This is a genomic window from Streptomyces sp. NPDC051921 (assembly GCF_040680975.1).
Lineage (GTDB): Bacteria > Actinomycetota > Actinomycetes > Streptomycetales > Streptomycetaceae > Streptomyces.
In genome coordinates this window covers 264,835-284,487 of the sequence record NZ_JBFAXU010000008.1, presented here as the reverse complement: position 1 = coordinate 284,487, position 19,653 = coordinate 264,835, and the positions used below count along the sequence as shown (strand labels likewise).

Annotated in this window: 22 protein-coding genes; 12 read left to right on the top strand and 10 right to left on the bottom strand. The window is 73.2% G+C overall.

The annotated features are described in order from the left end of the window. The coding region (locus tag AB0M16_RS14005) for a BTAD domain-containing putative transcriptional regulator (protein WP_365342333.1) at positions 1-1,235 on the bottom strand (1,235 nt) is incomplete at its 3' end. A gap of 160 nt (positions 1,236-1,395) precedes the next feature. Between AB0M16_RS14005 and AB0M16_RS14000 the strand changes: the two genes are divergently transcribed. Continuing rightward, positions 1,396-2,193, top strand: a complete 798-nt coding sequence (locus tag AB0M16_RS14000; RefSeq protein ID WP_365342331.1) for a site-2 protease family protein — start codon at positions 1,396-1,398, stop codon at positions 2,191-2,193. A 33-nt stretch (positions 2,194-2,226) separates the two neighbouring features. Here the strand turns inward: AB0M16_RS14000 and AB0M16_RS13995 are convergent, their stop codons facing one another. After that, positions 2,227-2,409 (bottom strand): hypothetical protein, encoded by a 183-nt coding sequence (locus AB0M16_RS13995; protein ID WP_365342329.1) that lies wholly within the window; start codon positions 2,407-2,409, stop codon positions 2,227-2,229. 92 nt (positions 2,410-2,501) lie between these two features. Next, a complete protein-coding gene (gene npdG / locus AB0M16_RS13990; protein WP_365342327.1) occupies positions 2,502-3,200 on the bottom strand; it encodes an NADPH-dependent F420 reductase in 699 nt (232 codons plus the stop codon). Between the two features lie 101 nt (positions 3,201-3,301). On the opposite strand from npdG, the gene AB0M16_RS13985 reads away from it, so the two are divergent. Both AB0M16_RS13985 and AB0M16_RS13980 read left to right on the top strand, forming a co-directional pair. Then, positions 3,302-3,907, top strand: coding sequence for a hypothetical protein (locus AB0M16_RS13985; protein WP_365342325.1), 606 nt, complete (start codon positions 3,302-3,304; stop codon positions 3,905-3,907). Between the two features lie 269 nt (positions 3,908-4,176). Continuing rightward, positions 4,177-5,466 (top strand): MFS transporter, encoded by a 1,290-nt coding sequence (locus AB0M16_RS13980; RefSeq protein ID WP_365342323.1) that lies wholly within the window; start codon positions 4,177-4,179, stop codon positions 5,464-5,466. A gap of 6 nt (positions 5,467-5,472) precedes the next feature. Here AB0M16_RS13980 and AB0M16_RS13975 read toward each other — a convergent pair whose 3' ends face one another. Beyond that, positions 5,473-5,913 (bottom strand): plastocyanin/azurin family copper-binding protein, encoded by a 441-nt coding sequence (locus tag AB0M16_RS13975; RefSeq protein WP_365342321.1) that lies wholly within the window; start codon positions 5,911-5,913, stop codon positions 5,473-5,475. 236 nt (positions 5,914-6,149) lie between these two features. Here AB0M16_RS13975 and AB0M16_RS13970 point away from each other — a divergent pair, with 236 nt between their 5' ends. Next, positions 6,150-6,761 carry a sigma-70 family RNA polymerase sigma factor gene (locus AB0M16_RS13970; RefSeq protein WP_365342319.1) on the top strand — a complete coding sequence of 204 codons (612 nt, stop codon included), beginning with the start codon at positions 6,150-6,152 and terminating at the stop codon, positions 6,759-6,761. A 5-nt stretch (positions 6,762-6,766) separates the two neighbouring features. Beyond that, complete coding sequence (locus AB0M16_RS13965) at positions 6,767-7,516, top strand: zf-HC2 domain-containing protein (protein ID WP_365342363.1); 750 nt, start codon at positions 6,767-6,769, stop codon at positions 7,514-7,516. A gap of 3 nt (positions 7,517-7,519) precedes the next feature. Here AB0M16_RS13965 and AB0M16_RS13960 read toward each other — a convergent pair whose 3' ends face one another. Next, positions 7,520-7,750 (bottom strand): hypothetical protein, encoded by a 231-nt coding sequence (locus AB0M16_RS13960; protein WP_365342317.1) that lies wholly within the window; start codon positions 7,748-7,750, stop codon positions 7,520-7,522. 58 nt (positions 7,751-7,808) lie between these two features. Between AB0M16_RS13960 and map the strand changes: the two genes are divergently transcribed. Together map and AB0M16_RS13950 are read left to right on the top strand one after the other, a co-directional pair. Beyond that, positions 7,809-8,666 (top strand): type I methionyl aminopeptidase, encoded by an 858-nt coding sequence (gene map / locus AB0M16_RS13955; RefSeq protein ID WP_365342315.1) that lies wholly within the window; start codon positions 7,809-7,811, stop codon positions 8,664-8,666. A 124-nt stretch (positions 8,667-8,790) separates the two neighbouring features. Next, on the top strand, positions 8,791-9,444 hold the full coding sequence (locus AB0M16_RS13950; RefSeq protein WP_365342312.1) for a biliverdin-producing heme oxygenase: 654 nt from the start codon (positions 8,791-8,793) through the stop codon (positions 9,442-9,444). 3 nt (positions 9,445-9,447) lie between these two features. On the opposite strand, the gene AB0M16_RS13945 is transcribed toward AB0M16_RS13950, so the two are convergent. Beyond that, positions 9,448-10,110: a PhzF family phenazine biosynthesis protein gene (locus AB0M16_RS13945; RefSeq protein WP_365342310.1), complete on the bottom strand. Its 663-nt coding sequence runs from the start codon at positions 10,108-10,110 to the stop codon at positions 9,448-9,450. 344 nt (positions 10,111-10,454) lie between these two features. Here AB0M16_RS13945 and efeO point away from each other — a divergent pair, with 344 nt between their 5' ends. The 4 genes from efeO to AB0M16_RS13925 are packed head-to-tail and all read left to right on the top strand — an operon-like array spanning position 10,455 to position 14,782. Beyond that, entirely contained in the window at positions 10,455-11,612 is a 1,158-nt protein-coding gene (efeO, locus tag AB0M16_RS13940; protein WP_365342308.1) for an iron uptake system protein EfeO, read from the top strand. A gap of 16 nt (positions 11,613-11,628) precedes the next feature. Then, positions 11,629-12,900 carry an iron uptake transporter deferrochelatase/peroxidase subunit gene (efeB, locus tag AB0M16_RS13935; protein WP_365342306.1) on the top strand — a complete coding sequence of 424 codons (1,272 nt, stop codon included), beginning with the start codon at positions 11,629-11,631 and terminating at the stop codon, positions 12,898-12,900. Between the two features lie 33 nt (positions 12,901-12,933). Continuing rightward, the gene (gene efeU, locus AB0M16_RS13930; RefSeq protein WP_365342304.1) at positions 12,934-13,812 is read left to right on the top strand and encodes an iron uptake transporter permease EfeU; all 879 of its coding nucleotides are present in this window, start codon (positions 12,934-12,936) and stop codon (positions 13,810-13,812) included. Beyond that, positions 13,772-14,782, top strand: a complete 1,011-nt coding sequence (locus AB0M16_RS13925) for a hypothetical protein (RefSeq protein ID WP_365342302.1) — start codon at positions 13,772-13,774, stop codon at positions 14,780-14,782. Before efeU ends, AB0M16_RS13925 begins: the two co-directional genes overlap by 41 nt. A 24-nt stretch (positions 14,783-14,806) precedes the next feature. On the opposite strand, the gene AB0M16_RS13920 is transcribed toward AB0M16_RS13925, so the two are convergent. Both AB0M16_RS13920 and AB0M16_RS13915 read right to left on the bottom strand, forming a co-directional pair. Beyond that, positions 14,807-15,586: a bifunctional DNA primase/polymerase gene (locus AB0M16_RS13920; protein ID WP_365342300.1), complete on the bottom strand. Its 780-nt coding sequence runs from the start codon at positions 15,584-15,586 to the stop codon at positions 14,807-14,809. Positions 15,587-15,693: 107 nt separating this feature from the next. Beyond that, entirely contained in the window at positions 15,694-16,320 is a 627-nt protein-coding gene (locus tag AB0M16_RS13915; RefSeq protein ID WP_365342298.1) for a TetR/AcrR family transcriptional regulator, read from the bottom strand. A 150-nt stretch (positions 16,321-16,470) separates the two neighbouring features. On the opposite strand from AB0M16_RS13915, the gene ddaH reads away from it, so the two are divergent. Further along, complete coding sequence (gene ddaH / locus AB0M16_RS13910) at positions 16,471-17,301, top strand: dimethylargininase (protein WP_365342296.1); 831 nt, start codon at positions 16,471-16,473, stop codon at positions 17,299-17,301. A gap of 51 nt (positions 17,302-17,352) precedes the next feature. Here the strand turns inward: ddaH and AB0M16_RS13905 are convergent, their stop codons facing one another. Together AB0M16_RS13905 and AB0M16_RS13900 are read right to left on the bottom strand one after the other, a co-directional pair. Then, the gene (locus AB0M16_RS13905) at positions 17,353-18,330 is read right to left on the bottom strand and encodes a small ribosomal subunit Rsm22 family protein (protein ID WP_365342294.1); all 978 of its coding nucleotides are present in this window, start codon (positions 18,328-18,330) and stop codon (positions 17,353-17,355) included. A gap of 9 nt (positions 18,331-18,339) precedes the next feature. Then, complete coding sequence (locus AB0M16_RS13900) at positions 18,340-19,629, bottom strand: multidrug effflux MFS transporter (RefSeq protein WP_365342292.1); 1,290 nt, start codon at positions 19,627-19,629, stop codon at positions 18,340-18,342. Positions 19,630-19,653 lie beyond the last annotated feature (24 nt).

The following is a 19,653-nucleotide window of genomic DNA, read 5'->3' as shown; positions in this document are numbered from 1 at the left end:
CCGAGCGGCTCCCGACTCGTCGCCAGCACCGACACCCCCGGACACCGCGCCAGCAGCACCGCCACCAACTCCGCGGCCGCACCCACCACGTGCTCGCAGTTGTCCAGCAGCACCAGCACGCGGAGGTCCGCGCAGTGCTCCACCAGCCGGCCGGTCGGATCCTCGCCGAGGCGCAGCTCCTCGGCGCCCGCGCCGCGCAGCACGGTCTCGCGCGCGCCGACCGCGGCGAGCACGGCCTCGGTGACGGCCTCCGGGTCCGTGACGGGGGCGAGTTCGACGAGCCAGACACCGTCGCGCCAGTCGCCGCCGACCCGCTCGGCGGCCTCCTGCGACAGCCGGGTCTTCCCCGCGCCTCCGGGGCCCAGCAGGGTGACCAGGCGCGCGCTGCGCAGGTCGTCCTGCAGGGCGGAGATGTCGTCCTCGCGCCCGACGAAGCTGGTGAGGCGGGCGCGCAGGTTCCCGGCGACCGGACGGCGTGCGGGTGGCGGCGCCGCGGGCGCGGCCAGCAACTCGGCGTGCAGCGTACGGAGTTCCGGAGACGGGTCCGCGCCGAGCCGCTCGGCGAGCCCGCGGCGGACCGTCTCGTACGCGGCGAGGGCCTCGGACGGGCGGCCCGTGTCGCGCAGGGCGCGGATCCGGAGGGCCTGCAGCGGCTCGTCGAGCGGGTGCTCCGCGCACAGGGCGGCGAGCTCGGGCAGCGCCGCGGCGGCCTCGCCGAGGGCGAGCGCGGCGGTCAGCCTCGCCCGACGGGCGTCGCGCCGGCGGGCCTCCCAGCGGGCGGCCTCGGCGACCCGGTCGGGCAGGTCGGCGAGTGCGGGCCCCCTCCACAGCGCGAGGGCCTCGTCGAGCAGTTCGGCGGCGGGCCGGGGGCGGCCGGCGTCCAGCTCCCTCGTCCCGTCGGCCACGAGGCGCACGAAGCGGTGGGCGTCGACGTCGCCGGGCGCGGCGTCGAGGCGGTAGCCGCCCTCGACGGAGACCACGCGCCCGCGGCCGAGCGCCCGCCGCAGCCGACCCACGAGGGCCTGCAGCGCGGCCACCGCGTCGGCCGGGGGCTCGGCCCCCCACACCTCGTCGACCAGCACCCCCACGGGCACGCCGCGCCCGGCCCGCACCGCGAGCACGGTGAGCAGCGCGCGGACGCGGGGGCCGCCGACGGCGACGTCGCCTTCTGACGTGTGGGCCCGGGTGGGGCCGAGGACCGAGTAGCGCACGGGCCCATTCTCCGCGAGGCGCATGCCGCGGGCCCACGCGGTTCACACGCCGGCGCCCGCCCGCCCCGCGGGGCGGGCCGCGGCCGGCCTGGTGGGGGGCCGGGGGTGGAACCGGGGGCCGGGGCCGGTACGTTTCCCGGGCACGGCACACGTACGCATCGCGCCTTCATCCGGGAGTCCACCCATGGCCACGACCACGCATCGTCACGGCGAGCGGCGGATCAGCCCCGTCTTTCTGGCGATCCTCGCGGTCATGGCCGTCACGGGCTGGGCCGTGTGGAGCGATTTCGCGGCGCTGCCGGGGCTGGCGGTGTTCCTGTTCGTGACCTCGGCGTGGATCGTGTCGCTCTGTCTGCACGAGTACGCGCACGCCCGCACCGCCCTGCACGGCGGTGACATCACCGTCGGGGCCCGCGGATATCTGACCCTCAACCCGCTCGCGTACACCCACGCGGTCCTGAGCATCATCCTGCCGGTGCTCTTCGTGATCATGGGCGGCATCGGTCTGCCGGGCGGCGCCGTGTTCATCGACCGGAACCGGGTCCGGGGCCGTTGGAAGCACAGCCTCATCTCCGCCGCCGGCCCGCTCGCGAACGTCCTGTTCGCCGTCGTCTGCACGGCGCCGTTCTGGCTCGGCGCCCTCGACGGCGTGCCGGTCACCTTCCAGTACGCGCTCGCCTTCCTGGCGTTCCTCCAGGTGACGGCCGCGCTCCTGAACTTCCTGCCGGTGCCGGGCCTCGACGGCTACGGCGTGATCGAGCCCTGGCTGTCGTACAACATCAAGCGCCAGATCGAGCCGTACGCGCCCTACGGGTTCTTCGTCGTGATCGCGCTGCTCTTCGTCCCGGCGGTCAACGGGGCCTTCTTCGACGCGATCGACGGGCTGCTGAGGGCGCTCGACGTGCCCGAGGTATCCCGCTACTGCGGCTCCACGCTCTACCGGTTCTGGCAGGAGACGCCGGAGTTCTGCCAGGCCGGCTAGGGCCCGTCCGACCTGATCCGCCGGCGCTCGTGCTCAGTGCACCTGGCGCTCGGCGGTCATGCGGGCGCGCTTGATGTAGAACCAGGCCATGTTCGAGGACAGGCCGGCGAGCAGCACCCACACGATGCCGATCAGGCTGCCCTGGACGAAGGAGACGACGGCTGCGGCGACGGCGAGCGCGCAGACGACCAGGGCGTAGAGGGCGAGGCGGGGCATGGGGTCGGCTCCTGTCCGGGTACGGCGTGTGGTGCCCGTCCAGTGTCCCCCATGCCCCGGTCCGCGACGGGACCGGCTCCGGCGGATCCGGCTCAGACGTCCGTGACCCGCAGACCCGCGTGGGCCTTGTAGCGGCGGTTCACCGAGATCAGGTTCGCGACGAGCGACTCGACCTGGTGGGCGTTGCGCAGCCGGCCGGCGAAGACGCCCCGCATACCGGGGATGCGCCCGGCCAGCGCCTGGACGAGTTCCACGTCGGCGCGCACCTCGCCGAGGACCATCACGTCGGTGTCGATCTCCTCGATCGAGGCGTCCTGGAGCAGCACCGCCGACAGGTGGTGGAAGGCGGCGGTGACCCGCGAGTCCGGCAGCAGCGCCGCGGCCTGCTCGGCGGCGGAGCCCTCCTCGGGCTTGAGGGCGTAGGCGCCCTTCTTGTCGAAGCCGAGCGGGTTCACGCAGTCCACCACGAGCTTGCCGGCGAGCTCCTCGCGCAGCGACTCCAGGGTCTTGGCGTGCCCGTCCCACGGCACGGCCACGATCACGATGTCGCTGCGCCGCGCGCACTCGGCGTTGTCGGCGCCCTCGACGCCGAGGCCGAGCTCGTCGGCCGCGGTCCGGGCGCGGTCGGCGGCGCGCGAGCCGATGATCACCTTCTGGCCGGCCTTGGCGAGCCGGTAGGCGAGGCCGCGGCCCTGGTCGCCGGTGCCGCCGAGGACGCCGACGACGAGGCCGGAGACGTCCGGGAGGTCCCAGGGGTCCTTGGGGGCGGGTGCAGTGGTGGAGGAAGTCATGGCCTCGACATTACTGGCCGGTCGCCCTCGGCCGGACCCGTCCGGGTGAGTCCGGCTCGAACGCCCGCCCGCGAGGCCCCGCCTCGGGCACCATGCGGCCCATGGACGCCGTACGTGTCGCACTGCTGCGCGAGGTGCTCGCCGGGACCGAGTGGCCGGCCGCGGCCCGCCGGTTCGCGGGCTCGCTCCGGTCCTGCGTCGTCTCCCACGGCGGCGGGCTGCTCCTCGTGGGCACGGAGGAGTACGAGCCGTGGCACCTGGCCGCCCACCTGGTCGACGAGTCCGCCTGGTCGGGCCGCCCCGAGCTGGCCCCGACGCTCGTCCGCCACCGGGTCCGGCCCGGCGACCCGGCGCACCTGGCGGTGGGCCTGGGGCGGATCGAGTCCGCGGGGCGCGGGGCGACGCTGCTGATGGTCGCGCCGTCGCGGCCCGACGAGGGTCTCCTGGAACGCGTCCACGACGCGCGCAGGGCCGGGGCGACGGTGCTGTCCCTGGACGGCGGCGATACGGAGCTGCTCGGCCTGGCGCACGAGACGCTGACGGTGGCGGCGGACGCGGAGGTGGACCTCGACACCGTGCAGCACCTGGTGAGCGCGGCGACGGGTGAGAACTGCCTGCCCCCGGCCCCCCGCGGCCGTCTCCGCTTCCGCGACCGCCTGTCCCGCCTGGCCGACCAGTTGACGGCCCCGCCCCCGCCCCGGTGGTGACCGCTGACCGCACCCGCCACCAACCGCCACCACACCCCCTCGCCGGCCCGCGGCCATGCCCCTGGCCCGGCCCGCCGGCACACCCCCTCGGGCTGTCCCGCCGCGCCTCCCGCCCCGCCCGTCGGCATGCCCCTCGCGCCGGCCGCCGCGCCTCCTCTCCCCCGCCCCCGCGGACGCGCCCCCGTCCCGGCCCGCCCCGCCGGCCTCACGTCCCGGCCCGCCCGTAAATCGGTTGCCCGAGGAGACCGCCCGGTCGAGCATGACCCCTCGTGAAAAGCCTCGTCCGTCTGTTCCCCGACCTCGCGCCCTGGCGCTCCTCCCGTGACTTCCGGCTGCTCTGGGTGCAGGGGATCGTCGCCTTCTTCGCGAGCTTCATGGCGCTGATCGCGCTGCCGCTGCAGATCAAGGAGCTGACCGACTCGCCGTTCGCGGTCGGTGCGATGGGCGCCGTGGAGCTGGTCCCGCTCGTGGTGTTCGGGCTGTACGGCGGGGCGCTGGCGGATGCCGTCGACCGGCGGAAGGTGATCGTGGCGACGGAGGCCGGGCTCGGGGTCCTGGCCCTGGTCCTGTTGCTCAACGCGCTGCTGCCGCGGCCCCTGCTGTGGCCGTTGTACGTCGTCGCCGCCGGTGTCTCGGCCCTCGCCGGGCTGCAGCGGCCGGCGCTCGACTCGCTGATGGCCCGGATCGTGCCGCACGAGCAGCAGACGGCGGCCGCCGCCCTGAACTCGCTGCGCTGGCAGGTGGGCTCCATCGCCGGGCCCGCGCTCGCGGGCCTGGTCGTCGCCTACGCGGGTCACGCGCCGGCGTACGCGGTGGCCGTCGCGGGGTTCGTCGTCTCGGTCCTCCTGTGCCGCCGGCTCTCGCCCGCGCCTCCGGCGCACGACGCCGACAAGCCGTCGCTGCGCGGGATCGTGGAGGGCGCGCGGTACGCGTGGTCGCGGCCGGTGCTGCTCGGCACCTACGCGATCGACCTGGCGGCGATGTTCTTCGCCTTCCCGAACACGATCTTCCCGTTCCTCGCCGACGAGCTGGACGCGGACTGGTCGCTCGGCCTGATGTACGCGGCGGGTTCGGTCGGCTCGCTCGTGCTCGGGCTCACCAGCGGCTGGACGTCGAAGGTCCGTCGGCACGGCCTGCTCGTGGTGGCCGGGGCGACCGGCTGGGGGGTGGCGATCGCGGCGGCGGGCTGGTTCGGGAACATCTGGCTGGTGCTGCTCTGCCTGGCGTTCGCGGGCGCCGGCGACATGCTGAGCGGTCTCGGGCGCTCCACCATCTGGAACCAGACCATCCCGGAGGAGCTGCGCGGCCGGCTCGCGGGCATCGAGGTGCTCTCGTACAGCGTCGGCCCGCAGCTCGGTCAGGTCCGCGCGGGCACGATGGCCGGCTGGACGGGCACCCGGGCGGCGGTCTGGTCGGGCGGTGTCGCGTGCGTCGCCTCGGTCGGCCTGCTGTGCCTCGCGCTGCCGAAGCTGCTCTCGTACGACGCCGCGACGGACGAGGACGCACTGGCCCGCAAGGCCCGGCGGGAGACGCCCGCCGCGGCGGGCGGCAGCGCCTGACAGCCGTCAGTAGCCGGTGTTCGGTGATGCGCCGCCGACCGTGATCTCCGTCTTCATACCGAGGTCCTTGTGGCCGTCGACCGGGCAGTAGATCTCGTACGTGCCGGACTTCAGGGTCACTTGGAGCGTGGCGGACTCACCCGGTGCGAGCGGGTCCGTCTTCTGCTCGCCGCCGGGGCCCTCGATCTCCAGGGCGTGCTCGTGCTGCCCGGTGTTCTTCACGACGAATTCGTGGGCGCCGGGCTCGAAGGTCTGCTTCGACAGGGTGATGCGGAAGTCGGCGAGGTCCGCGTCCACCTGGGTCGCTCCCGCCGTCGTCGGCTTCGGGGGCGGGGTGGTCGCACCTCCGCCGTCTTCGCCGCCGTCGCCGCAGGCGGCGAGCAGGGCGGTCAGGGCGCCGGCCGCCAGACCGAGCGCCACGCGGTTCCGGGTTCGTCGGTTCGTCATGGTTCGGCCCTCATGGTCCGGTCGTCCGCGGGGTCCTCCGCAGGGAATACGGCCGGGCCCCGGCAGCGGATTGCGGCGGACAATGGCCGCAGGCACTCCCCTTGAAGGAGCCGTCTCACGGGGGACGTCCTGACGGGGCCGTCCCTTGCGCGGGGCCGTCCCTTGCGCGGGGCCGTCCCTTGCGGGGCGGCGATCCCGCGGCAATCCCCTCGGGGCGACGGAACGTATCCACGGGTATGCGGAGCATGGGCCCGTCTCTGGGACGGGTGTCCGACGAGGCACTGCTCTCCGGTCTGGCCACGGGCGATCCGGAGATCGCGGTGGCCTTCGTGCGCCGTTTCCAGCGCACGGTCTTCGGGGTGGCGGTGGCCGTCGTCGGCGATCCCGGGCTGGCCGAGGACATCGCCCAGCAGACGTTCGAGCGGGCCTGGCGGCACGCCCAGGTCTACGACTCCCGGCGCGGCTCCGTGCGGACCTGGCTGACGACCATCGCCCACCGTCTGGCGATCGACGCGGTACGGGCCCGGCGGGCGAGTCCCGTCGCGCCCGAGGACCTGGAAGCGCTGCTCGGGGCCGTGACGGAGACGCCCGAGCGGCGGGCGCTCGCCGAGGAGGGCTCGGAACGGGTCCGGCGCGCGGTGGCGACGCTGCCGCGGGAGCAGGCGCGGGCCCTGGTGATGGCGGGGATCTACGGGATGACGGCGCGCGAGATCGCCGGCTTCGAGGACATTCCGCTGGGCACGGCCAAGACGCGGATCCGTACGGCGACGATCAAGGTGCGGGCGCTGCTGGGGGGCGAGGCCGACCGCGGCGGCGAGGGCCGGACCGGTACGGAGGAGGGGCGGTGAGCGGCATGGAGTGCGCGCGGCTGCGGGAGCTGGGGGCCGAGCTGGCGCTGGGGGTCCTCCCGGCCCGGGAGCGGGCCGAGGCGGTCGCCCATCTGGACCGCTGCGCGGACTGCCGGGAGTACGTCGAGCGGCTGACCGTGGTGGGGGACGGACTGCTCGGGCTGCTGCCGGACGCCGAGCCGCCGGTCGGCTTCGAGACGCGGGTGGCGCAGGCGCTGGATCCGCCGCCGGTCCGGCCGGGACGGCGCCGCGGGAGGGTGCGGCTCGCGGTGGCGGGGGCGGCGGCCGCGCTCGCGTGCGGCTTCGGGGGGTGGGCGGTCGGCACGGTGGTGGAGGGCGCGCCGCCGGCCGTCGAGCGGCAGTCGGGGCTCCTGGAGGCGGCGTTGGTCTCCCATGGGCACCAGGTCGGGCGGATCTACGCCCACCCGGCGACGGGCTCGGACCCGGGAGCGGGAGCGGGGACGCGCGGCTGGGTGTACATGTCCGTGGACCTGGAGGGGGTGGGCCCGGGGCCGGTGCGGTGCCTGCTCGTACGGTCCGACGGCTCCGTGGTGCCGGTGGGCTCGTTCCCGCTCGGGGACGGCTACGGGTACTGGGGTGCGCCGGCCGACGTCGACCCGGCGACGGTGACCGGAGCCCGGCTGGTGGCCGCGGACGGCACGGTCCTGGCGACGGCGCGCTTCCCGGCGCCGGCGGGGGCGGGTCAGGGCCCGTCGGGCCCGGCCCTCGCCCCGGCCCCTCGGGCGGCGCGCTGACCGTCAACCCTCGGACTCGTCCTTGCCCGCCTTGTCGTGCCACTTCGGGTCGGTGTCCCACTCCAGGTTCCGCTCCTGCGCGGTCTCCATCGCGTGGGCGGCCTCCTCACGGCTGGCGTAGGGGCCGAAGCGGTCCTTCGCCGGGCAGTCGGGGCCCTCCTCGACCTTCTTGTGCTGCAGGCAGTAGTACCACTCGCCCGGCTTGCCGGCCGTGCGCTTCTTGAACAGGGCCATCCTCGGCTCCTTCCTCCGTCACCATGCTGCCCCAGACGCGGTCGTTAGACTCGCTGACATGTCTGGCCAGTCGCTTCTCGTACCGGGGGAGCTGTCCCCCCACCGTTCCGTTCCGGGGTCCATCCGCCGCCCCGAATACGTCGGAAAGCCCGCCCCCACCCCGTACTCCGGTCCGGAGGTGCAGGACTCCGACACCGTCGAGCGGATGCGGATCGCCGGCCGCATCGCCGCGCAGGCGATGGAGGAGGCCGCCAAGCACATCGCGCCGGGCGTGACCACGGACGAGCTGGACCGGGTCGCCCACGAGTTCATGTGCGACCACGGGGCCTACCCGTCCACGCTCGGCTACCGCGGCTTCCCCAAGTCGCTGTGCGCGTCGATCAACGAGGTCATCTGCCACGGCATCCCGGACTCCACCGTCCTGAAGGACGGCGACATCGTGAACCTGGACGTGACCGCGTACATCAACGGCGTCCACGGAGACAACAACGCCACCTATCTCTGCGGCGACGTGGACGAGGAGTCCCGGCTGCTCGTCGAGCGGACCCGGGAGTCCCTGAACCGGGCGATCAAGGCGGTCAAGCCGGGCCGCCAGGTCAACATCATCGGCCGGGTCATCGAGTCGTACGCCAAGCGCTTCGGCTACGGCGTCGTCCGGGACTTCACGGGGCACGGCATCAACTCGTCCTTCCACTCCGGGCTGATCATTCCGCACTACGACTCCCCGCACCACACCACGGTCATCCAGCCGGGCATGACGTTCACGATCGAGCCGATGCTGACGCTCGGCACGCACGAGTACGACATGTGGGAGGACGGCTGGACCGTGGTCACCAAGGACCGGAAGCGGACGGCGCAGTTCGAGCACACGCTCGTGGTGACGGAGACCGGGGCGGACATTCTTACGTTGCCCTGACCCGTCCGAGGGGTAGCGTTTTTACCGACAGGACGTCGGGAACCAGTTGACTTAGGTAAGCCTAAGTTGGCACGATCGGCAGTGTTCCCGACCCCTACGGTCCCGACGGTCCCGGAGGCATGCCTTGGACACCCCCTTCTCGACGCTCATCCGCACCGCCTCGCACGAGCAGCACACCGAGGCGGAGTCGTCGACGTTCATGAGCGACCTCCTCGGCGGACGACTCGCCGTGGACGCGTACGCGCGCTACACGGAGCAGCTCTGGTTCGTGTACCGCGCCCTGGAGGACGCTGCGGAGGCACTGAAGGCCGACCCGGTCGCCGGGCCCTTCATACAGCCGGAGCTGTTCCGGACGGCCGCCCTGGAGCAGGACCTGGCGCATCTGCGCGGCCCCGGCTGGCGCACCGGGGCCACGGCCCTGCCGGCCACCGAGGCGTACGCCGCGCGGGTCGCCGAGTGCGCCCGCGACTGGCCCGCCGGATACGTGGCGCACCACTACACGCGCTATCTGGGCGACCTGTCGGGCGGTCAGATCATCCGCGACAAGGCCGAGCGCACCTGGGGCTTCGCGCGCAAGGGCGACGGCGTGCGGTTCTACGTCTTCGACGGGATCTCCAACCCGGCCGCCTTCAAGCGGGCGTACCGGGAGCTGCTGGACGGCGTGAACGCCGACGACCTGGAGAAGCAGCGGATCGTCGACGAGTGCAAGCGCGCCTTCGACTTCAACGGCGCGGTGTTCCGGGAGCTGGCGGGCGAGTTCCCGCTCAGCGCCGCCTGAGGCTCAGACGGTCAGGGTCCGCTCCAGGCGGACCCGGCCGCCGAGTTCCACGATGCCGTCGGGGCCGGGGGCGGTGAGCAGCTGCGAGCCACGGCCCTGGGTGATGTTGAGCGCCCGGTCCAGTTCGGCGGTGAGCAGCAGCGCCGCCGCGCCGGTCGCCTCATCCTCGTCGATGCCGTCGCCACGCCCGGGGAAACCGCGCGCCCTGACCCGGCCCGCCGCCTCCTCCTCCCAGGCCCAGGCGTAGACCCACTCCCCCGGCTCGGGCACCTCCAGGGCATCGACCTCGGCGGCGGACCCGTACTGCCGCAGCGTGCGCGGCGGCGCCCATTCGGCGCGCGCCTCGATCCAGGTGAACTCCCCGTCGCCGCGCACCCACACCTCGCCGGCCTGCGGACGGACGACCTCCAGGTCGAGCAGCCAGGCCGCGCCGACGAGCGGGTGTCCGGCGAAGGGCAGCCGGAGTCCGGGCGTGTAGATGTCGACGATCCCGTGCTCGGGGTCGTCGACGAACACCGTCTCGCTGAACCCGAGTTCCTTCGCGAGCGCCTGCCGCGACGCCTCCTCGGGGTACCCGCGCGCATCCCGCACGACCCCGAGCGCGTTGCCGTGGCGGCCGTCGCCCGCACAGAAGACCCGCAGGACGTCGATGTCAGTCGTGTTCATGCCGGAATTCAACCATCCAGCCGTCCCCCTCCGCGGGTCCGCCGGGAATCGGCCGGGATACGCGGCAGGGCCGCACCGGCAGCCGGTGGAGGTGTTCCCGCCTCCGCGGACCGGCTCCCCGCCGGTCCTACCGACCCGTAACCCGAATCAGGACAATTCACGCGCCTTTGCCAGCCCTTGACCTCGCCGTGGAATCCCCATGAGTTCGCCGTGACCGAGCCGTGTCCGGTCCGCCGGACCTGAGAGCTGAATCACTGGACGGGCGGGTATGGCTGAGGTAAGCCTCGGTTAAGTTAGGTCCGCCTCACCCCCGTCCCCGCCGTTCGTCCCCGAGTGGAGCACTCATGCGAGCCGTCCGCCTCTCCGTCGTCACCGCCGCCGCCACCGCGGCGACTCTGGCCGCCGTCACGGGCTGCACCCAGAAAAGCGACTCCAAGGCCGACGACGGCGCGATCCAGGTGATCGCGAAGGACGACTCCTGCGAGGTCTCGAAGAAGCAGTTCCCGGCCGGCCACGTGAAGCTGAACGTGGAGAACCGCGGCAGCAAGGTCACCGAGGTCTACGTCCTCTTCCCGGACGACCGCATCGTCACCGAGCGCGAGAACATCGGCCCCGGCACCAAGGCCACCATCACCGCCGAGATCAAGGCCGGCGACTACGCGATCGCCTGCAAGCCCGGCATGAAGGGCGACGGCATCCGCCAGCAGGTCAAGGTCACCGGCGGCGGCGCGGGCGGCGCCGAGCGCTCCCCCGAGATGGACGCGGCCGTCGCCGCCTACCGCCAGTACGTGCAGGCCCAGGCCGACGAGACCCTGCCGAAGGTGAAGGTCTTCACCGACGCCGTCCGCGCCGGTGACGTCGAGGCCGCCAAGAAGGCCTACGCCGACTCCCGCATCGGCTGGGAGCGCACCGAGCCGGTCGCCGAGTCCTTCGGCGACATCGACCCGAAGGTCGACGTCCGCGAGGACGGCCTGGAGGCCGGCCAGAACCCGGCCACGGACTGGACCGGCTGGCACCGCCTGGAGAAGGCGCTGTGGCAGGACAAGAAGATCGGCGACCGCGAGAAGCAGCTCGCCGACCTCCTCGACAAGGACCTGGCCGACTGGCAGAAGCGGGTCGGCAAGGCCGAGATCACCCCGACCTCCATGGCCAACGGCGCCAAGGAGCTCCTGGACGAGGTCGCCACCGGCAAGGTCACCGGCGAGGAGGAGCGCTACTCGCACACCGACCTGGTCGACTTCAAGGCCAACGTCGAGGGCGCGCAGAAGTCCTTCGAGCTGCTCAAGCCGGTCGCCTCGAAGAACGACCCGAAGCTGGTCGCCGAGCTCGACAAGCAGTTCGCCGCCCTGAACGCGCTGCTCGACAAGTACCGCACGGACAAGGCGAGCTACGTCTTCACCTCGTACGAGAAGGTCTCCGAGGCGCAGCGCAAGGAGCTCTCGGACGGCGTCAACGCCCTGGCCGAGCCGCTCTCCAAGCTCGCCGCCGCGGTCGTGAAGTAAGCAGGGGGACACCAGCATGACCGACGACCTCGAGAACTCCGTGGAGCAGACCGGCTCCGCTCCCTCCCGCCGTTCCGTGATCGGCTGGGGCGGTGCCGGGCTCGCGCTCGGCGCCGCCGCGGCGGGTGGCGCCGTCGCCCTCACCCGGAGCGGCGACGTCGCCGTCCCGGTCGCCGAGACCGGCGGGGCCGTCCCCTTCCACGGCGAGCACCAGGCCGGGATAGCCACCGCCGTCCAGGACCGTCTGCACTTCGCGGCCTTCGACGTGAAGACCACGGACCGCGCCGAGCTCGTCCAGCTCCTGAAGGACTGGACCCGGGCGGCCGAGCGCATGACGGCCGGCCAGGAAGTCGGCGAGGGCGCCTACGGCGGCCTGGCGGAGGCCCCGCCGGACGACACGGGCGAAGCCCTCGGCCTCAAGCCCTCCCGGCTCACCCTCACCATCGGCTTCGGCCCCTCGCTCTTCGACGGCCGCTTCGGCCTCGCCGGCAAGCGGCCCGGCGCCCTGGTGGACCTCCCCAAGTTCCCGGGCGACAACCTGGACCCGGCCCGCAGCGGCGGTGACCTGTGCGTCCAGGCCTGCGCGGACGACCCCCAGGTCGCCGTGCACGCCATCCGCAACCTGGCCCGGATCGGCTTCGGCAAGGTCGCGGTGCGCTGGTCGCAGCTGGGCTTCGGCAAGACGTCCTCGACGACCCCGGACGCGCAGACCCCGCGCAACATGATGGGCTTCAAGGACGGCACGCGGAACATCGCGGGCACCGACACCGCCGCGCTGGACAAGCACGTGTGGGTCGCTGCCAAGGACGTGCCGCAGCAGGCGGCCTGGATGGCGGGCGGCTCGTACCTCGTCGCCCGCCGGATCCGGATGAACATCGAGACCTGGGACCGTACTCCGCTCCAGGAGCAGGAGGACATCTTCGGCCGCGACAAGAAGGAAGGCGCGCCCGTCGGCAAGGCCAAGGAGCACGACGAGCCCTTCCTGAAGGCGATGAAGCCGGAGGCGCACGTGCGCCTCGCGCACCCGGACTCCAACGGCGGGGCGACGATCCTGCGCCGCGGCTACTCCTTCACGGACGGCACGGACGGCCTCGGCCGTCTCGACGCGGGCCTGTTCTTCCTCGCGTACCAGCGGGACGTCCGCAAGGGCTTCATCCCGGTGCAGACCTCGCTGGCCCGGGCGGACGTCCTCAACGAGTACATCCAGCACGTGGGTTCGGCGATGTTCGCGATCCCGCCGGGCGTCCGTGACAGGGACGACTGGTGGGGCCGGGCGCTGTTCGCGTAACCGCCGTTCTCGTCATCGAAGGAGGATTCCGACGTGTTCGGGAACTATCTGATCGGCCTGCGTGAGGGTCTCGAGGCCAGCCTGGTCGTCTGCATCCTCATCGCCTACCTGGTGAAGACGGGGCGCCGTGACGCCCTGCGGCCGATCTGGATCGGCATCGGCGTCGCGGTCGGGCTCGCGCTCGCCTTCGGCGCCGGCCTCGAGTTCGGCTCGCAGGAGCTGACCTTCGAGGCGCAGGAGGCGCTCGGCGGCTCGCTGTCGATCCTGGCCGTGGGTCTGGTGACCTGGATGGTCTTCTGGATGCGCCGGACCGCCCGCCACCTGAAGGCGGAGCTGCACGGCAAGCTGGACGCGGCCCTCCAGATGGGTACGGGCGCGCTGGTCGCGACCGCGTTCCTGGCGGTGGGCCGCGAGGGCCTGGAGACGGCGCTGTTCGTGTGGGCGTCCGTGCGCGCCTCGTCGGACGGCACGTACGCGCCGCTGGTCGGCGTGGTCCTCGGCCTGCTCACCGCGGTGTTCCTGGGCTGGCTGTTCTACCAGGGCGCGCTGAGGATCAACCTGGCGAAGTTCTTCACCTGGACCGGCGGCATGCTGGTCGTGGTGGCCGCGGGCGTCCTCGCGTACGGCGTGCACGACCTGCAGGAGGCGCGGTTCCTCGGCGGTCTGGAGAACAAGGCCTTCGACATCTCCGGGACGATCGCGCCGGACGGCTGGCTCGGCACGCTCCTGAAGGGCGTGTTCAACTTCCAGCCCGACCCGACGGTCCTTCAGGTCACGGTGTGGGCGCTGTATCTGATCCCCACGCTCGCCATCTTCCTGGCCCCGGTAGGGTCGGGTCCGTCCAAGCGGGTGGAGAAGCAGAAGGCGACCGATGAGAAGGCTGAGGCGAACCGGGCGGAAGCGGCCGGCTGACACGCTCCTCGCGGCGGTGACGGCCACCGGCCTGGCACTGACCGCGAGTGGCTGTGTGACGGTGCACGGCGAGCGGGAGCTGATTCCCGCGACGAACCGGACCGAGGCCGCGCAGGCCCTCAAGGACTTCACCGAAGCCTTCAACAAGGCCGACAAGGCCTACGACCCGACGCTCGACGCGGGCCGGGTCACCGGCCCGCTCGGGGAGATCAACCAGGCGGGTCTGAGGTCGCGTCAGGTCACCAGCCCCGGCGGCAACAAGGACCACCAGCCGCTGGAGCTCACCGACGCCAGGTACGTCATACCCCGCAAGGCCGGCTGGCCGCGCTGGTTCGTCGCCGACACCGACTCCAACCGGGACGAAGACCAGGGCCCCGGGGACAACCGCTGGGTCCTGGTCTTCGTGCGCGCCGCCGCGGCGCAGCCGTGGCAGGTCGCCTATCTGTCGATCCTGACCCCGGACGAGATCCCCGCCTTCAGGACCGAGGCCGGGTACGCCGTGCCGGTCGCCGCCGACGCGAAGGACCTCGCCGTCGCGCCGGCGGCGCTCGGCGAGCGGTACGTGTCGTTCCTCAAGGACGGGCAGCAGGGGCCGTTCGCCGCCGGCCCGCACACCACCGAGTGGCGGGCCGAGCGGAAGAAGGCGGCCAGCCGGCCCGGGCTCGCCACCCAGTACGTCGACCAGCCGGAGAACCGCGGGGACTTCGCGCCCCTGGGCCTGGCCACGGAGGACGGCGGAGCCCTGGTCTTCTTCGCCACCCGCTACTTCGAGCGGCAGACGGCCGCCCCGGGCTACCGGCCGAAGGTGGGCGCGGACGTGAAGGCCCTGATGACCGGCCAGCTCAAGAACACGGTCACCAAGCGGTGGGTGTCGAGCCAGGCGGTCCTGGTGAAGCCGGCGGGCACGGCGGCCGACGGGGTCGTGGTCGTGGGCCGGCTCCAGGGTGTGACGGCGGCGGAGGGGTCGTGACCCCTCCCCCGCCTCCGGGCGCGCTCAGCGGCTGAGCGGCCAGGCGACCTCGTGGTCCACGGACCCGCCCTGCTCGGCCGCGTGGCGGGCGCAGGCGTCGGTGAGGGCCTCGATGAGGCCGAGCGGCTCGGGCAGGGGGTGCTCGGGGCCGCGGAGCCAGCCGAGCACCGGCTGCGTGCCCTCGTCACCGGGGAGCCGGGAGGGCGGTACGAGCACGTAGCTGCCGCGGCAGTGCCAGCGCAGGCCCGGATGCTCGTCCATGGTCTCGGGATGGCAGTCCAGCTCGCAGGGCCACCACTCGTCCTCGTCCTCGGGGGTGCCGCGGGTGGCGGTGAAGAACAGCATGCGGCCCTCGTCGTCCCGGTCCTCGGCCGCGCCGGAGACGGCGACCGGGCCGACCTCGACGCCCTCGGCGAGCAGCCGGTCCAGGGCGGCCCGGCCGGCGGCGAGGGGCACGTCGAGGACGTCGTGGACCATGCCGGTGGCGGTGATGAAGTTGGCCTCGGGCTGGTTGCGGGCCCAGCGCTCGATCTGGGCGCGGTCGGTGGTCGACTGGGTCTGCCAGGCGAAGGAGACCGGGTGCCGGGCGGGGGTGGGGCAGCCGATCCGCTCACAGGAACAGCGGTAGCCGACGGGGTACGCGGCGGGGGCGAGGGGCATGCCCGCGGCGGCGACGGCCAGGAGCGTCTTCTCGCGGTCGTTCTCGACGTCGGCCGCGCTCCGCTCGGGGCGCCCACGCAGCCGCTGCACGAATTTCGCGAGTTTGCTCTCCGTGCCGCGGTAGCGGCCGATGCCGTCGCCCATCTATCCCCTCACCTCATGCCCGCCCGTTCGGTCCTACGGGCTCTCCATGGTCCCACCATCCTGCGCCCCGGGTGACCGGAGTCGGGAACCGGGGTCCGTGCCCTGGGTCACGGCCGGACGGCGAGGCCCCGCAACGCGTGCTCGACGAGGGCGTCCGCGTAGGCGTGGGTGAGGGGCCGGGTGCGGTGCAGCCAGCGGTGGTGGAGGGGGCCGACGAGGAGCTCGACGGCGATCCACGGATCGACGTCGGGGTCGACCTCGCCGGCGGCCTGAGCGGCCTCGATGCGGCGGACGTAGAGCCGGAGCTGGGGTTCGAGCAGCTTGGCGGTGAACTCGGCGCCGAGCGCGGGGTCGACGATCCCCTCGGCGGCGAGGGCGCGGGTGGGCCGGTCGAAGGTCGGGGCGTTGAGCTCGTCGACGGTGGCGCGCAGCACGAGCTTGAGGTCGGCGCCGAGGTCGCCGGTGTCGGGGATCTCACTCCCGGCGGTGGCGTCCACCGCCTCGCGGGCCTGCTCGGCGAGGTCGAGGAAGGCCTCCATGAGGACGGCGGCCTTGGAGTTGGCGGGCCACCAGCGGTAGATGGTCTGCTTGCCGACACCGGCCCGGGCGGCGATGCCCTCGACGGTGGTCTTCGCGTAGCCGGCCTCGGAGACGAGGTCGAGGGCGGCGGCGTAGATGGCGCGGCGGGAGCGTTCGCTGCGACGGGAGGAGTCGGGCGCCTTGGTGTCGGACATGGACCCACGCTACCAGCAGACGAGACGCCCCGTCTCGCCGCCTGTTCTTCATCCGAATCACCCGAACGGTCCACTGCGCACGGCCCTCGGAAAGCGGACCATGGGCTCAACGATCAGCATCGACGATCAGCGACCGTAGAGGAGCCCTCTTTGCGCAACACTCCGCGCGAGGCCTCGCCCCGCCGTTATCTGATGTGCGCACCCACGCACTTCGAGGTGACGTACTCCATCAACCCCTGGATGGACCCCACGAAGCCGGTCGACCTGCCGCTCGCCCTCGCGCAGTGGGAGGACCTGCGCGACCGCTACCGCGCACTCGGCCACACCGTCGAACTGCTCGACCCGGCCCCGGGCCTGCCGGACATGGTCTTCGCCGCGAACGGCGCCACGGTGGTGGACGGCCGGGTCCTCGGCGCCAGGTTCGCCCACCCGGAGCGCTCGGCCGAGGCCTCGGCGCACCTGGACTGGTTCCGCAGGAACGGTTATCCGGACGCGGACGTACGGGTGCCTGAGCACGTGAACGAGGGCGAGGGCGACTTCGCCGTGACCGCCTCCTGGATCCTGGCCGGCCGGGGCTTCCGCTCCAGCCCGCTCTCGCACGACGAGGCCCAGGAGTTCTTCGGCCGGCCGGTGATCGGCCTGGAACTGGTGGACCCCCGCTACTACCACCTGGACACGGCGCTGTGCGTCCTGGACGACGCGGCCGACGAGATCATGTACTTCCCCGACGCCTTCTCCCCCGGCAGCCGGGCCGTCCTGAAGCGGCTCTTCCCGGACGCGCTGACCGCCGGCGAGCCGGACGCCGCCGCGCTCGGCCTGAACGCGGTGAGCGACGGACGGCACGTCCTGCTCCCGCAGGCGGCGGTGGGCCTCTACGACCCGCTGCGGGAGCGCGGCTTCGAACCGATCGGGATGGACCTGGGCGAGCTGCTCAAGGGCGGTGGCAGCGTGAAGTGCTGCACCCAGGAGTTGCGACCCTAGGCCCCCCGGCCAGTACTCCTCCGGCAGCCCTCCGCCGGCAGCCCTCCGCCGTCAGCCCTCCGCCGTCGGCCAGGAGTCTCCCCAGTCGGCGTCACGGGCCTGCTTGTACAGGGGCCCGTGGCGCTTCGTGACGGTCTCGCGGGCGAGCCCGTCGGGGCCGCACAGGTCGAGCAGGACCTGACCCTTGCGGATCTGCGGCTTGCGGGTGATGCGGGCGGCGACCGGAGTCACGGGGAACCGGGTCGCGGCGACGTAGCTGTACTTCTCGTCCTCGTACGGCAGCGAGCCGCCCTTCACCCGCCGGTGCAGCGAGGAGCGGCTGACCCTGGCCGCGAAGTGGCACCAGTCGGTGCCCGGCACGATCGGGCAGGCGCCGCTGTGCGGGCAGGGCGCGGCGACGGTGAAGTCGGCCTCGACGAGCAGGGTGCGGGCGGCGATGATCCGCTCGTAGCCGTCGGGCGTGCCCGGCTCGACGACGACGACGGCCTGCGCGACGCGCGCGGCCTCGGTGACGAGCGCGGTGCGGTCGGCCTCGGTCAGCTCGTTGAGCACGTACGAGACGGTCACGAGGTCGGTCTCGGGGAGCTTCAGCGCCCCGCCGATCCGCTCCCGGCGCCACTCGGCCTCGAAGACGTCCCGGGCGAGCTCCCGGCCGATCGCGAGGGCCGGCTCGGCCCAGTCCAGGACGGTGGTGCGGGCCGCGCCCTCCCAGGTCTCCGCGACCGCCCAGCTCGCCGCGCCGGTCCCGCCGCCGACGTCCGTGTGCGTGGCGGGCGCCCAGTCGGGCGCGGCGTCGGCGAGGGCGTACAGGGCGGCGCTCACCGCCTCGAAGGTGGCGGGCATCCGGTACGCGGCGTAGGCGGCGACGTCGGACCGGTCGCGCAGCACGGGCGCGTCGGTCGGGGTGGCCCCCCGGTAGTTGGCGATCAGCCGCTCGACGGCCTGCGTGGCCTGCCGCGGGGGCAGCCCGTCGAGGACGGCGGCGAGGGCGGCGCGCAGGGTGTCGGCGGAGGGGTGGGAGGCGTTCACCGGCCCATTTTAGGCGGCTTCCGCGCTCTGCTCGGCGTGCCTCTGCCAGGGCCGGCAGAGCAGCAGGAAACAGGCGAGGGCGGCGACCGCGCAGCTCACCTGGACCACGGCCATGGGGACGGCGGTGGCCTCGCCCGCGATGCCGACCAGCGGCGAGACGACGGCGCCGACGAGGAAGGAGGAGGTGCCGAGCAGGGCGGAGGCGGATCCGGCGGCGTGCGGGGTGCGCATCAGGGCCTGGGCGTTGGTGTTGGGCATCGCGAGGCCCATCGCCGACATCAGGACGAAGAGTCCGGCGGCGACCGGTGCGAGCCCCGGCTCGCCGAACACGCCACTGGTCATCAGGAGCAGCGCGACGGAGGCGAGCAGGATGGTGCCGAGGCCCCAGCCGAGCGCCTTGTCGAGGCTGACCCGGCCCACGAGGAGCTTGCCGTTGATCTGACCGACGGCCACGAGCCCGATCGAGTTGAGGCCGAAGAGCAGGCTGAAGGTCTGCGGGGAGGCGCCGTAGATCTCCTGGACGACGAAGGGCGAGGCGGAGATGTACGCGAAGAGGGCGGCGAACGCCAGGCCGCCGGCCAGCATGTAGCCGGTGAAGACGCGGTCGGCGAGCAGGCCGCGCATGGTGCGCAGGGCCTCGCCGACGCCGCCCGCGTGACGTCGCCCGGGCGGCAGGGTCTCGTGCAGGAAGCGCCAGACGAAGAAGGTGAGGACGAGTCCGACGCCGGTGAGGACGTGGAAGACGCCCCGCCAGTCGGTGATCCGCAGGATCTGGCCGCCGATGAGCGGGGCGACGATCGGCGCGACGCCGGAGATCAGCATGAGCGTGGAGAAGAACCGGGCCATCTCGACGCCGTCGTACAGGTCGCGGACGACGGCACGGGCGATGACGATGCCGGCCGCGCCCGCGAGGCCCTGCAGCAGCCGGAAGCCGACGAGGAGTCCGGCGGAGGGGGCGAGCGCGCAGACGGCGGTGGCGAGGACGTACACGACCATGCCGACGAGCAGCGGCCGCCGTCGGCCCCACTTGTCGCTCATGGGGCCGACGACGAGCTGACCGAGGGCCATGCCGGCGAGGCACGCGGTCAGGGTGAGCTGGACGGTGGCGGCGGGTGAGCGCAGCGCCTCGGTGACCTCCGGCAGGGCCGGCAGGTACATGTCCATGGAGAGCGGCGGCAGGGCGGTGAGCCCGCCGAGGACGAGGGTGACGAGCAGTCCCGCCCTCCGTGCGGAGGCGACCGGTGCGTTGGCTGTGTTATCGACGGTGCTGGTGGCCCGGCCGCTCTCCGGTATCGGCATCGAGTACTCCGTTTCGTTGAAACC

Excerpts from the sequence above, each read along its gene's own strand:
- AB0M16_RS14000 (WP_365342331.1), top strand. The coding sequence starts at position 1,396 with ATGGCCACGACCACGCATCGTCACGGCGAGCGGCGGATCAGCCCCGTC.
- AB0M16_RS13995 (WP_365342329.1), bottom strand. The coding sequence starts at position 2,409 with ATGCCCCGCCTCGCCCTCTACGCCCTGGTCGTCTGCGCGCTCGCCGTC.
- npdG (WP_365342327.1), bottom strand. The coding sequence starts at position 3,200 with ATGACTTCCTCCACCACTGCACCCGCCCCCAAGGACCCCTGGGACCTC.
- AB0M16_RS13985 (WP_365342325.1), top strand. The coding sequence starts at position 3,302 with ATGGACGCCGTACGTGTCGCACTGCTGCGCGAGGTGCTCGCCGGGACC.
- AB0M16_RS13975 (WP_365342321.1), bottom strand. The coding sequence starts at position 5,913 with ATGACGAACCGACGAACCCGGAACCGCGTGGCGCTCGGTCTGGCGGCC.
- AB0M16_RS13970 (WP_365342319.1), top strand. The coding sequence starts at position 6,150 with ATGCGGAGCATGGGCCCGTCTCTGGGACGGGTGTCCGACGAGGCACTG.
- AB0M16_RS13965 (WP_365342363.1), top strand. The coding sequence starts at position 6,767 with ATGGAGTGCGCGCGGCTGCGGGAGCTGGGGGCCGAGCTGGCGCTGGGG.
- AB0M16_RS13960 (WP_365342317.1), bottom strand. The coding sequence starts at position 7,750 with ATGGCCCTGTTCAAGAAGCGCACGGCCGGCAAGCCGGGCGAGTGGTAC.
- map (WP_365342315.1), top strand. The coding sequence starts at position 7,809 with ATGTCTGGCCAGTCGCTTCTCGTACCGGGGGAGCTGTCCCCCCACCGT.
- AB0M16_RS13945 (WP_365342310.1), bottom strand. The coding sequence starts at position 10,110 with ATGAACACGACTGACATCGACGTCCTGCGGGTCTTCTGTGCGGGCGAC.
- efeO (WP_365342308.1), top strand. The coding sequence starts at position 10,455 with ATGCGAGCCGTCCGCCTCTCCGTCGTCACCGCCGCCGCCACCGCGGCG.
- efeB (WP_365342306.1), top strand. The coding sequence starts at position 11,629 with ATGACCGACGACCTCGAGAACTCCGTGGAGCAGACCGGCTCCGCTCCC.
- AB0M16_RS13925 (WP_365342302.1), top strand. The coding sequence starts at position 13,772 with ATGAGAAGGCTGAGGCGAACCGGGCGGAAGCGGCCGGCTGACACGCTC.
- AB0M16_RS13920 (WP_365342300.1), bottom strand. The coding sequence starts at position 15,586 with ATGGGCGACGGCATCGGCCGCTACCGCGGCACGGAGAGCAAACTCGCG.
- AB0M16_RS13915 (WP_365342298.1), bottom strand. The coding sequence starts at position 16,320 with ATGTCCGACACCAAGGCGCCCGACTCCTCCCGTCGCAGCGAACGCTCC.
- AB0M16_RS13900 (WP_365342292.1), bottom strand. The coding sequence starts at position 19,629 with ATGCCGATACCGGAGAGCGGCCGGGCCACCAGCACCGTCGATAACACA.